This window comes from Halomonas shantousis (assembly GCF_054654615.1).
Genome location: NZ_BAAIER010000002.1, coordinates 1,727,041 through 1,742,508 on the forward strand (window position 1 = coordinate 1,727,041; position 15,468 = coordinate 1,742,508).

12 protein-coding genes are annotated in these 15,468 nt (G+C 60.7%); 8 read left to right on the forward strand and 4 right to left on the reverse strand.

Annotation, left to right across the window (positions count from 1 at the left end; translation table 11 throughout):
* Nucleotides 1–201: 201 nt before the first annotated feature.
* Nucleotides 202–1,671 carry a pyruvate kinase gene (pyk, locus tag ACYQ12_RS08380; RefSeq protein ID WP_459870131.1) on the reverse strand — a complete coding sequence of 490 codons (1,470 nt, stop codon included), beginning with the start codon at nucleotides 1,669–1,671 and terminating at the stop codon, nucleotides 202–204.
* 505 nt (nucleotides 1,672–2,176) lie between these two features.
* Between pyk and topA the strand changes: the two genes are divergently transcribed.
* From topA to ACYQ12_RS08420, 8 genes are all read left to right on the forward strand, one after another.
* On the forward strand, nucleotides 2,177–4,807 hold the full coding sequence (gene topA / locus ACYQ12_RS08385) for a type I DNA topoisomerase (RefSeq protein WP_459870134.1): 2,631 nt from the start codon (nucleotides 2,177–2,179) through the stop codon (nucleotides 4,805–4,807).
* A 31-nt stretch (nucleotides 4,808–4,838) separates the two neighbouring features.
* Nucleotides 4,839–5,303 (forward strand): DUF6586 family protein, encoded by a 465-nt coding sequence (locus ACYQ12_RS08390; protein ID WP_459870137.1) that lies wholly within the window; start codon nucleotides 4,839–4,841, stop codon nucleotides 5,301–5,303.
* Nucleotides 5,304–5,398: 95 nt separating this feature from the next.
* On the forward strand, nucleotides 5,399–5,635 hold the full coding sequence (locus ACYQ12_RS08395; protein ID WP_459870140.1) for a hypothetical protein: 237 nt from the start codon (nucleotides 5,399–5,401) through the stop codon (nucleotides 5,633–5,635).
* Nucleotides 5,636–5,698: 63 nt separating this feature from the next.
* Nucleotides 5,699–6,187, forward strand: a complete 489-nt coding sequence (locus ACYQ12_RS08400; RefSeq protein ID WP_459870143.1) for a LabA-like NYN domain-containing protein — start codon at nucleotides 5,699–5,701, stop codon at nucleotides 6,185–6,187.
* Between the two features lie 283 nt (nucleotides 6,188–6,470).
* The gene (locus ACYQ12_RS08405; RefSeq protein WP_459870145.1) at nucleotides 6,471–6,929 is read left to right on the forward strand and encodes a PA2171 family ribosome-binding persister protein; all 459 of its coding nucleotides are present in this window, start codon (nucleotides 6,471–6,473) and stop codon (nucleotides 6,927–6,929) included.
* 209 nt (nucleotides 6,930–7,138) lie between these two features.
* Nucleotides 7,139–7,441, forward strand: coding sequence for a DOPA 4,5-dioxygenase family protein (locus ACYQ12_RS08410; RefSeq protein ID WP_459870147.1), 303 nt, complete (start codon nucleotides 7,139–7,141; stop codon nucleotides 7,439–7,441).
* 183 nt (nucleotides 7,442–7,624) lie between these two features.
* On the forward strand, nucleotides 7,625–8,188 hold the full coding sequence (locus ACYQ12_RS08415) for a L,D-transpeptidase family protein (RefSeq protein WP_459870150.1): 564 nt from the start codon (nucleotides 7,625–7,627) through the stop codon (nucleotides 8,186–8,188).
* A gap of 132 nt (nucleotides 8,189–8,320) precedes the next feature.
* On the forward strand, nucleotides 8,321–8,584 hold the full coding sequence (locus tag ACYQ12_RS08420; RefSeq protein ID WP_459870153.1) for an Lpp/OprI family alanine-zipper lipoprotein: 264 nt from the start codon (nucleotides 8,321–8,323) through the stop codon (nucleotides 8,582–8,584).
* A gap of 42 nt (nucleotides 8,585–8,626) precedes the next feature.
* Here the strand turns inward: ACYQ12_RS08420 and ACYQ12_RS08425 are convergent, their stop codons facing one another.
* The 3 genes from ACYQ12_RS08425 to mfd form a co-directional block, all read right to left on the reverse strand.
* Nucleotides 8,627–9,679 carry a L,D-transpeptidase family protein gene (locus ACYQ12_RS08425; RefSeq protein WP_459870156.1) on the reverse strand — a complete coding sequence of 351 codons (1,053 nt, stop codon included), beginning with the start codon at nucleotides 9,677–9,679 and terminating at the stop codon, nucleotides 8,627–8,629.
* A 158-nt stretch (nucleotides 9,680–9,837) separates the two neighbouring features.
* On the reverse strand, nucleotides 9,838–11,484 hold the full coding sequence (locus tag ACYQ12_RS08430; RefSeq protein ID WP_459870159.1) for an FMN-binding glutamate synthase family protein: 1,647 nt from the start codon (nucleotides 11,482–11,484) through the stop codon (nucleotides 9,838–9,840).
* 116 nt (nucleotides 11,485–11,600) lie between these two features.
* On the reverse strand, nucleotides 11,601–15,050 hold the full coding sequence (gene mfd, locus ACYQ12_RS08435) for a transcription-repair coupling factor (RefSeq protein WP_459870162.1): 3,450 nt from the start codon (nucleotides 15,048–15,050) through the stop codon (nucleotides 11,601–11,603).
* Nucleotides 15,051–15,468: the final 418 nt, after the last annotated feature.

A 15,468-nucleotide genomic window follows, 5' to 3' on the forward strand; every position in this document is an offset into this window, starting at 1 on the left:
GATTCTCGGCCTGAAGCTATGTCAGAAGATTACGAAAAAAGTTGGGCCAGTGCGCGAAGGAAAGCGCATGCCGGCCCGACATGGTGCGGTGACAGGAGAGTGCGCCCGTCGGATGCAGGCGCGTCCCACCCACTCGGGCAATGGAGATTTTCTTGCTGGAATGGGCGATCAGTGCGTGTCGCTTGGCGTCGTGGTCACTGCTCAGTCACGCTCGTCGCCTACCTGGATGATCTTGAAGGTATTGGTGCCGCCGTGCGCGTTCATATGATCGCCGCGGGTCAGGATGACATGGTCTCCCTCGTGAGCGATGTTGCGCTTGACCAGCTCCCGGATCGCGGCACTGTTGATGCGATCCGACGGGATGTGATCGCTGTCGAAGGGCAGCGAAACCACCCCGCGATAGAGCGCCATCCGCCGCTGGGCAATGGGGTCCTGAGCCAACGCCACGATGGGCAGGCCGGAGCGGATGCGTGAGGCGATCAATGGGGTATAGCCGGTCGAGGTCAGACAGGCGATGGCCGCGACACCGGAAAGGTGGTTGGCCGCATACATGGCCGACAGAGCGACCGTTTCGTCGATTCGGGTGAAACCTTCATGGATGCGGTGCTGGGATTGCTGGGCGGCGCGTTCGCGTTCGGCGCCCAGACACAGGCGATGCATGGCTTCCACGGTTTCCACCGGATAGTTGCCGGCAGCCGTCTCGGCGGAAAGCATCACGGCATCGGTGCCGTCAAGCACGGCATTGGCCACGTCGAAGACCTCGGCACGGGTCGGCAGCGGTGCACTGATCATCGACTCCATCATCTGTGTGGCGGTGATGACCAGCTTATTGAGACTGCGCGCACGGGCAATGATACGCTTCTGCACGCCGATCAACTGAGCATCGCCGATCTCCACGCCCAGGTCGCCACGTGCCACCATCACTGCCTCGGAAGCGCGGATGATGTCGTCGAGCACTTCCGGATCGGCAACCGCCTCGGCGCGCTCGATCTTGGCCACCAGGCCGATCTCCTTGCCCGCATCGCCCAGCAGTTCGCGGGCCAGTTGCATGTCGGCGGCATTGCGGGGAAAGGAGACCGCCAGATAGTCGACACCGATGGCGATCGCCGTCTTGAGATCGGTCTTGTCCTTGTCTGTCAGTGCCTCGGCCGAGAGGCCTCCGCCCTGCTTGTTGATGCCCTTGTTGTTGGACAGTTTGCCACCGACGCGTACGGTCGTGTGGACCTCGGGAGGCGTGACGCGCTCCACCACCAGTTCCAGGCGACCGTCATCGAGCAGCAGTACATCGCCGGCTACCACGTCGTCGGCGAGTTGCTTGTAATCACAGCCGACACGTTCGCTGTCGCCGGCATCACGGTCAAGAGAGACATCGATGACGAAAGCCCGGCCTTCTTCGAGATGTACTGCACCTTCTGCAAAACGGGCAATACGGATCTTGGGCCCCTGCAGATCGCCCAGTGCCGCGACACACTTCCCATGACGGGCGGCCACTTCACGAACCGCAGCCAGGCGACGGCGGTGATCTTCGGCACTGCCGTGAGAGAAGTTCAGGCGCACCACGTCGACACCGGCGGCGATCATTTCGTCGAGCACGCCTTCCTGGTCGCTTGCCGGTCCCAGGGTGGCGACAATCTTGGTGCGGCGGATCGGACCATGAAACGCGTTCTGCATGGGGTTCTCCTTGGCCTGTATCAGGTAATGAGAGAGTGAAGAAAGCTGGCTGATGTGGTGATTTTACTACATTCGGCCAGCGCCTGCCGAGGTCGGTAGCCGGTAAAGCCCTCCGGCACATCGATGCCTTTCTACGTTTGGATAATGACGGGAAAGTAACAGTTACGGTAGGGGTTAGACATAAATCGTCGTTACTGTCGCCAGGGGAAGGACTTGCCGTCCTGATAAGCCTGTGTCTAGTGTTCATGGCACGGCCCTTGTCGCGCGAAGGATGCAGCCCCATATTGCCAGGCCTCGAAGGGGCGCTTGACGAGCCAGCCGGTACCGCAAGGCGCGATCAGAGCCCTTGGCACGAAGCGGTCCACGGTTCCGGCACATTATGTAACGACTGGCGTGGTGGGCAGCGCTGGGGTAGGGTAAGCGCATTTTTCTCGCCGGGACGCCCCGGACGCGATGAACAAGAAGCCGTTGATGTCAGGTCAGCGGCCCGGAGAAACGGAGCACTATGGGCAAGTCACTGGTCATCGTCGAGTCGCCGGCCAAGGCCAAGACCATCAACAAGTATCTCGGGAACGACTTCGTCGTGAAGTCGAGCGTGGGGCATATCCGCGATCTGCCGACTAGTGGCTCCGGCAAGGCGGCCAGCGATCCCAAGGAGCGCGCTCGTCAGGCCGCGGCAACTCGCAAGATGTCGCCCGAGGAGAAGGCTGCCTATAAAAAGCAGAAAGGGTGGTCTCAACTGGTACGGCGCATGGGGATCGACCCGGAGCATGGCTGGTCGGCCCATTATGAGATCCTGCCCGGCAAGGAGAAGGTGGTCGCCGAGCTCAAGAAGCTCGCCGAAAAGGCCGATGCCGTCTATCTCGCCACCGACTTGGATCGTGAGGGAGAGGCGATTGCCTGGCACCTCAAGGAAACCATCGGCGGCGACGACACGCGCTATCGGCGTGTGGTGTTCAATGAGATCACCAAGAACGCCATTCAGGAAGCCTTCAAGACGCCGGGAGCGCTGAACGTTCCCCGTGTCGAAGCGCAGCAGACCCGGCGCTTCCTGGATCGCGTGGTCGGGTTCATGCTCTCGCCCCTGTTATGGAACAAGGTCGCTCGCGGCCTATCGGCGGGGCGCGTCCAGTCGGTGGCGGTACGCTTGATCGTCGAGCGCGAACGCGAGATTCGTGCTTTCGTACCCGAGGAGTTCTGGGACGTACATGCCGACCTGGTCAGCGAACAGGGCGAACCCATCCGCTTCGAGCTGGTGCGTCAGGAAGGGCAGCCATTCCGCCCGACCTCGGAGAAGGAAACGCTGGAGCGTATCGAGGCGCTGCGCAAGGCTGAACTGGCCATCACCGAGCGTGAAACCAAGCCGACCCGCTCCAAACCGACGGCGCCCTTCATCACGTCGACACTGCAGCAGGCCGCCAGCGGACGTCTGGGATTTTCGGTCAAGAAGACCATGATGATGGCTCAGCGTCTTTACGAGGCAGGCCATATCACCTACATGCGTACCGACTCCACCAACTTGTCTAAGGATGCGGTGGATAGCGTGCGCGACTATATCCAGGACAGTTTCGGCAAGGCCTACCTGCCGGAAACGCCCAACCGCTACTCCAGCAAGGAGGGCGCGCAAGAGGCGCACGAGGCCATTCGTCCCTCGGACGTGAGCCGTCGTGCCGATAGCCTGGAGGGCATGGAACGCGACGCCCAGCGTCTCTACGAGCTGATCTGGCGCCAGTTCGTCGCCTGCCAGATGACGCCGGCGGAGTATCTGTCGACGACCCTGACGATCGAGACTCGGGGCTACGAGCTCAAGGCCAAGGGGCGCGTGCTCAAATTCGACGGTTACACACGGGTGATGAAACCTGCCGGCAAGAAGGACGAGGACCAGTCGTTGCCGGACATCGACAAGGGAGCCGTGCTGTCGCTCGAGAAGCTCGATCCTCAGCAGCATTTCACCAAACCGTCGCCGCGCTACACCGAGGCGAGTCTGGTCAAGGAACTCGAGAAACGGGGCATCGGTCGACCCTCGACCTATGCTTCGATCATCTCGACCATTCAGGATCGCGGTTACGTCAAGCTTGAAAACCGGCGCTTCTATGCCGAGAAGCTCGGCGACATTGTCACGGATCGCCTGGCAGAGTCGTTCAGCGATCTGATGGACTACGGTTTTACCGCCCGGATGGAGAACAATCTCGACGAGGTCGCCGAGGGTGAGCGCAACTGGCGCGAGCTGCTCGATGCCTTCTACGCCGATTTCAAGGCCAAGCTCGAGCACGCCGAGGGCGAGGAGGGCATGCGGCCCAACCAGCCGGTGCCTACCGATATCGACTGTCCCCATTGCGGGCGCAAGATGCAGATTCGTACTGCCTCGACGGGCGTGTTCCTGGGCTGCTCCGGCTATAACCTGCCGCCCAAGGAGCGTTGCAAGACGACCATCGATCTCATCCCGGGCGAAGAGGCGGTGGCGGCGGACGCCAATGAGGAGGCCGAAACCGATGCGCTGCGTGCCAAGCGTCGCTGCGCGAAGTGCGGCACGGCCATGGACAGCTATCTGATCGATGAGACGCGCAAGCTGCACATCTGCGGTAATAGCCCCGACTGTGACGGCTACGAGATCGAAACCGGACGATTCCGCCTCAAGGGTTACGAAGGGCCGGTCATCGAGTGCGACAAGTGCGGCAGCGAAATGCAGCTAAAGTCGGGTCGCTTCGGCAAGTACTTCGGTTGTACCAATGAGAACTGCAAGAACACGCGCAAGTTGCTCAAGAATGGGGAAGTGGCGCCGCCCAAGATGGATCCGATTCCGATGCCGGAACTGGCCTGTCATAAGGTCGAGGATCATTATGTGCTGAGAGACGGTGCCAGTGGCCTGTTCCTGGCTGCCAGTCAGTTTCCCAAGAACCGTGAAACCCGCCCGCCGCTGGTCAAGGAACTCAAGGCGCACGCCAGGGAGCTGCCGGAGAAGTATCACTTTCTGCTCGATGCGCCGAGTGAGGACCCCGAAGGTCGGCCGGCGCAGATCCGCTTCTCGCGCAAGAGCAAGAGCCAGTACGTCATGACCGAGGAGGAGGGCAAGGCGACCGGCTGGCGTGCACTGTTCGAGGAGGGACGCTGGCAGATCGAGGACAAGCGCAAGTGAGCTGGTCGCCGGATGGCGAAGGAGACAGGACATGACGCCTCGTGGACGTACCAATCAACTGCTGTACCAGGCAGACTTGCTGTTGGGCATGGGGAGCGAGACGGGAGGGGATGAACACGCAGAGGCGCGACGCCTGGCGAGTGAAGAGGGGGCGCTGGCACTGCTTGAGCTGGCGCTCAACGCGCTGCTGCGCGAAGTGACCGAACATGCCCGTCTGGAGCGTCACGAATGGCGCGAACTGCTGGCAGAGGGCGCCTCTCCGGTCGCGGCCGTAACGGAGCTTCGTGAAATCGCCACGACGCCCGATAGTTGGCTGGCGATGCTGACGGTCCGTCTGGAGGCGCTGCATGGCGTGGATGGCGCCGCACGCCGGGAAACCCGCTCGGCGATGATCATCGGTACCGCGCAGGCCTCGTTAGGCGATGAGCTGCGCTGGTGCCTGCAGGAGTTCAAGGCGCTGTTGCCCCGGTTGCGTGAAGCCAGTCTAGAGTGGTGACGATGGCGCATGCAGATGATAGGCTTGAACCGGAACAACGACCATGGCGCTCCGCCTTGGTCGTTTTTTGTTGTCCGCAACGATGAGAGGTGAATGTGGCTGATACTGCGATTCTTGAAATCGTTGAGCTCGCCGATGGCGAGATCGTTCTCCGGCCTTCGGAGGGCAAGGGAGAAGCGCTGGTGAGCATCCGCTTCTCCCAGGAGGCGGCGGAACTGCTGCGTCAGAGCCGTTTCGAGGTGGCGCGTGAAATGATTGACCATGCCATCACGCGTACGCATCTGTGGGAGGGCGAAGACGACGACCCGCGCGAACCCGCTACGCTTCATTGAGTGACCCGGTGCCGCGCAATGCGGCGCTTGAATCGTCCGCGAGAGTGCATCAGGAGAGAGGCAATGGAGAAGATAGCCATTTTCGTGGACGTGCAGAATATCTATTACACGACGCGACAGGCCTTTGGCCGGCATTTCGACTATAACGCCTTCTGGCGCGAGGTAACGGCTGGCGGGCAACAGGTCCATGCCATTGCCTATGCGGTCGAGCGGGATGATGAAAAGCAGCGTCAGTTCCAGAACATCCTGCGTGGCATCGGCTTCGAAGTGAAGCTCAAGCCCTTCATCCAGCGTCGGGATGGCTCGGCCAAAGGCGACTGGGATGTCGGCATCACGCTGGATGCCATCGATTATGCCGAAAGGGTCGATCGCATCGTCCTGGCCTCGGGCGATGGGGATTTCGACCTGCTGGTCAGCAGAATAAGGCACAAGTTCGGCATACCCGTCGATGTTTACGGTGTCGCACGTTTCACGGCGAATTCCCTGATTCAATCGGCCACGCGCTTCACGCCTATCGAAGAGCGATTGCTGCTGCCCGCCAAGTTCACGTAGCTCCGCATGCAGCGCCAGAGAAGAGGATTGCAGAAAACAGCCCATCTGCGGGCCGGCTCCGGCGAGGAGAGACGTGTTTGACGTTCCCTCACGTAGAGCTATGTTTAGGGTTCATGGGTCTGGTTCGCTTCGTGTGCCGACTGTGCTCTAGCAGGTGGCGCTGCGATGATGGGCAGTCTGGGCGGCACGGCCCGACCCTTGAATGATGCAATGTGACGGGCGGCCTGAAAGCCACATAGAGGGCGGAGCCGCCAGGCTGATGACCATAGGAGAGATATTGTCGATGAATGCCATCGAGTTGCTCACGGAAGATCACAAGACGGTTCGCGAACTCCTCACCCAGCTGGTCAGCACGACCGAAAGGGCCGAAAAGAAACGGCCCGAACTGCTCGAGAAGATCGAGCTCGAGGTTCTGGCCCATACCACGATCGAAGAAGAGATTTTCTATCCCGCCTTCAAGGAGAGCAACGGCAAGGAAAACGACCGGATGTATTACGAGGCCTGGGAGGAGCACCGTGCCGTGGAGGAGCTCGTACTGCCTGACCTGAAGAAGACCGATCCGACCAGTCCGCAGTTTTCCGGGCGTGCCAAGGTACTCAAGGAGATGCTTGAGCACCATATCGAGGAAGAAGAAGAGGACATGTTCGAAAAAGCCCGTGAGACCATGTCCGAAAGCCAGCTCAACGAGCTTGGCGAGCGGATGGCGGTACGCAAGAAGGAATTGATGCAGAAAGGCGTCTGAACAGGGGCGGAGGAAGAACATCCGGCACCTGACGCTCGCGCTTCAAGACTGCAGCCCCGGTTCGTCGAGAGCCGGGGCTGCAGTCTTGCAGACAACACGAAACGGCAGGTCGCACTTGGGCGACCACGACAGTATCGGCATGTCTGCCAGGCGCCGTGGAGCCAGCGCTCCCGCCGTGCGCATCACCGAAGCCATCAAGAGGAGATCGCGTGTCCAGCCGGCCGGAAAACCGCTACGCGTATTATCATGCTCATGTCTACTTCAACGCTGCCACTCAAGAGCAGGCGGTCTCGCTGTGTCAACGGGCCGGGAGCCATTTTGATGTCAGGGCCGGGCGTGTACACTGCAAGCGGGTAGGGCCTCATCCGTGCTGGAGCTGCCAGCTGGCTTTCGAGAGTCAAACGTTCGACTCGCTGATTCCCTGGCTGGAATCAAACCGGGATGGGCTGGATATCCTTGTGCATGGGGTGACAGGCGATGACTGGGCAGACCACACGCGCCACGCCATGTAGATGGGAAGAGAGCTGGTGCTGAATCTGTCGGTCTTTGCTCGTTGAACCGGCACGATGACCTGACGAGAGCATGAATGAAGGGCGGTACCGCCTGGTGAATCGCTGCGCATGCGAACGGGTCGGTGGGCGCGACAGGAATGACATGAATGAGGAGGCGGTAACCGCGTGTCAAGCGTACGCTCCATGAACCTGCGGCAGCAGCTGTTATCGTTATGTATCCTATTATTTCTTGGAATGACCGCCTGGCCGGCCAGTGCGGATCAGGGAGAAGTCTGGCTGCTTGTCGATGACAAGACCTCGACGTTGCATGTCTATCGCGGCGAGAAGGAGATCGAGCACTTCCACCCCGTTTCGCTGGGTAGGGGAGGCGCCTCGCGGCTGCGTGTGCGGGGTGATAACAAGACGCCGACCGGCGAGTTTCGTATCAACTGGATCAATCGGGACAGCCGTTTCCATATCTTTCTGGGCCTGGACTACCCGACGCTCGCCAATGCGCGCGAAGCGCAGAACGCCGGAATCATGAGCAACGAGGAATTCGATCGCTATCTGAGCGATTATCGACGTCTTGGTGTCCCGCCTCAGAATACGGTGCTGGGCGGTAATATCGGAATTCACGGTATCGGTGAGGGCGATCCGAGCTTCCACAAAAAATTCAACTGGACTCAAGGTTGCGTGGCGGTTACAAATGAGCAGATTGAACAACTCGCGGATTGGGTAGGACTTGGCACAAGAGTCATCATCCGCTAGTTTTCTCTGTGAGGGCAGAAAATGCCCGCCCGATGCATTGGCGTCAGGCTTGCCTATCGACGTTGCAATTGCACGGAAAAGCCTGCCAGTCAGGCATTGACTAACCAAGGAAGTGACTTCAAGGAGAAGAGCATGTCGAATCCTATCAAAACCACTCTCAAGCTTTCCGCCATTGGCCTGACCATGGCCATTTTTGCCGGTTGTGCTTCCAGCGGTGGCGAGAAGAGCGGGCAGGCGGAGCAGGCACAGGCTGACGCCACTGAAACCCGTAACATGGCCCGTGAGGCTCTGAACACGGCTAACCAGGCTCAGCGTGACGCCCAGGCAGCCATGCAGGCCGCTCAGCGCAACAGAGAAGAAATGGATCGTATGTTCCAGAATTCCATGCGCAAGTGATCCGTTAGGTGGATACCGCTTGCGGTATCCACCGAGCGAACCTCAGGAAGACCCTGCCATCGGCAGGGTCTTCCTCGTTTCATCCCACCAGTTGGCATTCTGCGCAATTTCCATCTGATCGAAAAACGTGGTGTTCTCCTCCTCCGGTGGCGCGGCAACCAGTTGAATCGGTTCCGGCAAGCCATGGGGAGTCTCGATGATGCTGCGCAGGCGGGCGTAATCCACCGGATACTGCTTGTCTTCGACAAAGTCCGATACGGCATCGACAGCTTCGGTAATTCGAGTGATGGACGTTTCGTGCATCTCTTCCAGGCTGGGATAGGCCTGGACATAAAGCACATCCTGCGACCAGCCGAGCTTGAAGGGTGCATGAATCAGTCGCACTTCGGTGCCTACCGGCAAGCGCGGAAACAACCGTTCGATGTCTTCGGGAAGCATGCGGATGCAGCCATGCGTGACCCGCATGCCCACGCCCTGAGGCCGGTTGGTGCCGTGAATGAGATACCCCGGGATGTCCAGGCGCATGGCGTATTGGCCCAGCGGATTGTCCGGACCGGGAGGAACGACCCTGGGCAACATGTCGCCCCGCTCGGCATGCTCCTTGATGATCGATTCCGGCGGATACCAGGCGGGGTCTTTCACCTTGGCCACGATACGGGTCTCGCCGAGAGGGGTTGACCAGTCCATGCGGCCGACGCTGATCGGATACGTTTCCACCTGGGCCGGTTCACCCTCGGCGGCAGGGGGATAATAGTAGAGCCGCATCTCGGCGACGTTCACGACGACGCCTTCGCGCGGTCCTGGGGGCAGAATGAACCGAGTGGGAACGACGACCTCGGTGCCTTCGCCCGGCAGCCACGTGCGCGTTTCCGGATTGGCCCGGCGCATCTCCTCGTAGCCGACACCGTAACGGCGACCGATATCGATCAGGGTATCCTCCTGGGTCGCCGTCACCACCTGGGCTTCGCCGATGATATCGCCCTCCTCGGGCATCGGATAATGGCCGACCGGCCAGGAAGTTTCCTCGGCCATGAGCAGGGAGGGAAGCAGCAGAGCGCTGCCTAGCAGTAATAGACGTTTCAAGGATGCCGGCATGTGTCAGGACCTGTGCTGTACGCGCATCAGCGGGAAGCGCCGATGCAGTATTCTGAAGTATTTTTTCCTCCAGCTGAATCGCAATTAACCGCTTGGCGCATGGCTTATTGACGATTCCGCGGGAAACGGATTTCGTGGCATGTACGATCCGGTGGCAACTAGCGCAACTTGGTGGCACGCAGTTCCGCAATGGCCGCGGGGGGATGGAACGACGCTGGGTTGGCGTCGGCCCAATAATTGCGGAAGACCACGTGCTGCGGCATGCCATCCAGCAGTTCGCCGGGTTTCACGAAGGGAAACAGCGCCGCATAGGACTGTATCTCGTTTTTCGATACGCGGCGCATGATGTGCTCGGGGCCCAGTTCGGAGGCGTCGTTGAGCCCGGCAGCGGCCAGCATCTCCGCTAATGCCTTTAGCGTATTGTCATGAAAATGGTAGACGCGCGCGCTCTTGTCAGCCACGTCGAGCTTGTTACCACGCCCGGGATTCTGGGTGGCCACGCCACTGGGACAGCGGTCGGTATGGCAGGCCATGGCCTGGATGCAACCCAGGGCGAACATATAACCGCGGGCGGCATTGCACCAATCGGCTCCCAGCGCGATGGTGCGGGCAATGTCGAATGCAGAAACCAGCTTGCCGGCGGCACCGATATAGATATGCTCACGCAGGTTCGTGCCGACCAGGGTATTGTGCACCAGCAGCAGCGCTTCGGTCAGTGGCATCCCCAGGCGATTGATGAATTCGAGCGGTGCCGCGCCGGTGCCGCCTTCACCACCATCCACCACGATGAAGTCGGGATGCTGTCCGCTTTCCAGCATGGCCTTGACCAGTGCGAACCACTCCCAGGGGTGGCCGATGGTCAGCTTGATACCCACCGGCTTACCTCCCGAGAGTTCCCGTAGCCGGGCGATGAAGGCCATCATTTCCAAAGGCGTCTCGAAGGCGGAGTGGGCATAGGGGGAGATGACGTCCTCTCCCACCGGAACGCCACGGGCCTCGGCAATCTCCTCCGTCACCTTGGCACCGGGCAGAATGCCGCCATGTCCGGGTTTGGCGCCCTGCGACAGCTTGATCTCGATCATCTTGACCTGATCCAGCGAGGCGTTCTTGATGAAGCGCTCTTCGCTGAAGGTGCCATCCGCATTGCGACAGCCAAAATAGCCCGAACCGATTTCCCACACCAGGTCGCCGCCGTGTTGGCGATGATAGCGCGATATCGATCCTTCGCCGGTGTCGTGATAGAAATTGCCACGCCGGGCACCGGCATTGAGGGCGCTGATGGCATTGCCCGACAGCGAACCGAAGCTCATCGCGGAGATATTGAAAATGCTGGCCGAGTAGGGCTTGGCGCAATGCTCGCCAATGGTGATACGGAAATCGTGGAAGTCGATCCGCACCGGCTTCAGCGAGGGGTTGATCCATTCGTAACCCTCCTCGTACATATCCTTCAGAGAGCCGAAGGCTTTCTTGTCGAGCACGTTCTTGGCCCGCTGATAGACAAGTGCGCGTTGTTCGCGGGAGTAGGGCTGCTCGTCCGTGTCGCCCTGAATGAAATACTGCCGGATCTCGGGTCCGATGGACTCCAGGCTGTAGCGGAAGTGCGCCAGGATGGGGTAGTTGCGGCTGACCGTATGGCGACGCTGAGTCAGGTCGTACGTGCCGAGGAGCGTCAGACCGCCGAAGACCAGAACCGCCCAGCCCCAGGTGAAGGAAAACGCCAGACCGACCAATGAGACCAACAGGCCGAGCAGGCTCAGGGAATAGGCGCCGTAGCGCAGCGGAAGCTTGGATAGATGTGCCAGCATCCTCGCGGGACCTCCTTGGGCGTGCGAATGCGGTGGTTGAAACAGGCGACAGTCGCTGAAGACTGACGCCCGTGAGTGTGGGTTGCCCCGTCCGATGAGAGCAGTCGGCCCCGGGATCAGGCTGCTTCCGCCTTGCGGTTCAGGACTTCCAGTAGCCGCTCCACCGCAGTGAATCGCGCTTCTTCGTTCCCCATGTCGGCTTCGAAACGCAGCGTGTCGGCACCTTCGAGCCTGTAGTGTGCCGGATCCTGCTGAATCAGGGTGACCAGCGTCATCGGGTCGATGGCCGGACTGGCGCCGAAGATGACACGGCCGCGCTCGGGACCGGCTTCCAGTCGCGCAATGCCTAGCCGGGCGGCACGTTGGCGTAGCAGGGTCTGGCGAAACAGCGTCTTGACCGGAGCGGGAAGCAGACCGAAGCGATCGACCATTTCCACCTGCAGTTCCTTGAGGTCGGCCTCGTTTTCGGCGTTGCTGATGCGCTTGTACATGATCAGGCGTTGCTGCACGTCGTGCAGATAATCATCGGGGATCAATGCCGGCAGATTGAGGCTGACTTCCACGCCTTCGTCCAGCGGGGCTTCGATATTGGGCGTCTTGCCGGCACGGATCGCCTTGACCGCGCGATCGAGCATCTGCATGTACAGACTGTAGCCGATGGTTTCCATCTGCCCGCTCTGCTCGTCACCCAGCAGTTCACCGGCACCGCGGATTTCCATGTCATGACTGGCCAGGGTGAACCCGGCGCCGAGATCCTCGGCCTGGCCGATGGCTTCGAGGCGCTTGATGGCATCCCGGGTCATGCCCTTGGGCGGCGGCGTCAACAGGTAAGCATAGGCCTGATGGTGGCTACGGCCGACACGTCCACGCAACTGGTGCAGCTGAGCGAGGCCGAACTTGTCGGCGCGTTCGATGATGATGGTATTGGCGCTGGGCACATCGATGCCGGTCTCGATGATGGTCGAACATACCAGCACATTGAAGCGCTTGTGGTAGAAATCCGACATGACCCGCTCCAGCGAGCGCTCCGGCAATTGACCGTGCGCTACCGCCACCCGGGCCTCGGGCACCAGTTCGCGAACCTTTTCCGCCGTCACCTCGATGGTCTTGACCTCGTTGTGCAGGAAGTAGACCTGCCCGCCTCGCAGGATCTCGCGCAGGATGGCTTCCTTGACTACCGGTTCGTTGCGTTGCTGGACGAAGGTCTTCACCGACAGGCGTCGTGCCGGCGGGGTGGCGATGATCGACAGGTCGCGAATCCCGCTCATGGCCATGTTCAGCGTGCGGGGTATCGGTGTGGCGGTCAGCGTGAGGATATCCACCTCGGCGCGCAGGCCCTTCAGGCGCTCCTTCTGCGCGACGCCGAAGCGGTGCTCCTCGTCGATGATCAGCAGGCCCATGTTGGGAAACTTCATCGACTTCGAGAGCAACTTATGGGTGCCGATGACAATATCGGCGCGCCCTTCCTCGATGCGCTTCATGGTCTCGGATTGCCCCTTGCCACCGGTAAAGCGCGAAATCAGCTCGATCTGCACGGCCGTGTCGGCGAAGCGATCGCGAAAATTATCGAAATGCTGCTGGGCGAGCAGAGTGGTCGGTACCAGGACCACCACCTGGCGCCCCGAATTGACGGCCAGAAAGGCGGCACGCATGGCCACTTCCGTCTTGCCGAAACCGACGTCACCGCAGACCACGCGATCCATGGGGCGCGCCGCTGTCATGTCGCCGATCACGGCATGAATCGCGGCACGCTGATCGGGCGTCTCCTCGAAAGGGAAACTGGCGGCAAAACGGGCATACTCCTCGCCGGGCGGGTCGCAGGCGAAGCCTTCCCGGGCTTCGCGCCGGGCATAGACATCGAGCAGTTCGGCGGCAGTGTCGCGGATCTTCTCGGCAGCCTTCTTCTTGGCCTTGTCCCAGGTGTCGGAGCCCAGTTTATGCAGCGGGGCGAGCTCGTCGCTGGCCCCGGCATAGCGGGAAATCAGATGCAAGCTGTCCACCGGGACGTAGAGCTTGGCAGCGTTGGCATATTCCAGCGCGACGAATTCGGCAGCCTGACCGCCGGCTTCCAGTCGCTCCAGTCCCAGGTAACGACCGACGCCATGGGTCTGATGGACGACGGGGGCGCCGGGACGCAGTTCGGAGAGGTGGCGAATCGCCAGTTCGTTGTCATCGGTGGCCTTTTCTCGGCGCCGGGTCTGGCGGACGACCTCTCCATAGAGTTCGGTTTCGGTGATCACCGCCAGGGCGGGATCGCTCATCCATAGCCCGTCGTCCAGCCCCCCTTGAGTGATGGCCAGTCGATCGTGCCCCTCGAGAAAACCTTGCCAGCTGTCGAAATAGGGCAGCTTCAGGTGGAGCGGGGCGAGTGCCTCTTCCAGGGCTTCGCGTCGGCCCCGGGATTCGGCGACGAACAGCACGCGTAGTTCGGCATGCGCTTGCAGGAACTCCTCCAGACGGGCCAGAGGCTGCTGGGCGCGGGCATTGATGGCAACGGTCGGGGGAGGCTGGGTGGCCAACGTCTGAGCGTGGGGGTGTGGCTCTTGATTGACCAATTCCACACGAGGACGGCGCTTGATCGCGGCAAAGACCTCGGCGACGGGGACGAAAGCCCGGGCTGGCGGCAGCAGGGGGCGGGTCGGATCGACGCCGAGGTTCTCGAAGCGGCTTTCGATGGCGGCCCAGTGATGCTCGGCAGCACCATGCGCTTCAGGCAGTAGCGCGACCTGGGTGTCCTTCGGCAAGTAGTCGAAAAGCGTCGCCGTCTCTTCGAAGAACAGCGGCAGGTACTGCTCCAGCCCGGGAGAGGGGATGCCCTTCAAGGCATCGATGTAGAGCGGGCTCTGACGCGGATCGACATCGAACAGCGTCTCGAAGCCTTCGCGGAAGCAAGCGATGGACGAGCGGGACAGGGAATACTCGTGGGCCGGCAGCAGCTCGACATGCTCGATCTTGTCTGCCGAGCGCTGAGTATCGGGATCGAAGCGGCGCAGTGTATCGATCTCGTCATCGAACAGGTCGATGCGCAGCGGCGCGTCGCTGCCCATGGGGTAAAGATCGATCAATGCGCCCCGCAAGGCGTACTCGCCGGGTTCGTAGACGGTTTCCACGGCACGGTAACCGGCCCGCGAGAGGCGTTCGCGAAAGCCTTCGCGATCCAGCGTCATGCCGGTCTGCAGCGTCAGCACTCGGCCGGCAATGTAGTCGGTGGGCGGAAGGCGCTGCATCAGGGTATTGATGGGTACCAGCACGATGCCACTGAGGCCTTCCTGCAGTTGGCGTAGCGTACGCAGCCGGGATGAGACGATATCCTGATGCGGTGAAAAACTGTCGTAGGGCAAGGTCTCCCAGTCGGGAAAGGGGAGTACCGGCACTTGCGAGAAGAAGCTCAGGGCGTTTTCCAGGCGCTGGGCGCTGGCGGTGTCCGGTGTGATCACCAGCAGTGGCGCCGCATCGGCCAGGCGGGCCAAGGCCAGCGCCGTGGCGCTGCCTTGAGGCTGGTACCAATACGCCGTCTTGCGCGTATCTTCCGGGCGTGGTGGTTCAAGCGGCGAGAAGTGCGTCATGGGCTTGTCGTCGTTCGGGAAATGCTGCTGATGATACCAAGCCCGCCTTGCCTGAGGACAGGGGCATCAAAGTCGGGCGGTTTTCTAAAAGTTCGAGATGGAAAGAACTCATTCTGTCTCGATGCGTAATGGTAAGTTCGGCATGTGGAGTAGCCAGGGCTTTTCTTGAGACTCTTGCAGGGAGGATGGAACATTGTACTAAAAGGTTAAGTTGAATTAGTACTTTGCAGTATCGATGGAGATAACGAAATAATACAATGTTGCGGAATGTTTCGTTGAGCAATATCGGAACATACTTGTTGCCGCGAAGCGTTGAAAGCGGGAGAGAGTTTCCTCGCGAAGCCATGCGCTGCCGGTAGGTTAAACGCGGCCATTGTCGGCAGGTACGGTGATGATCCACTGATTTTACTAATAAAGC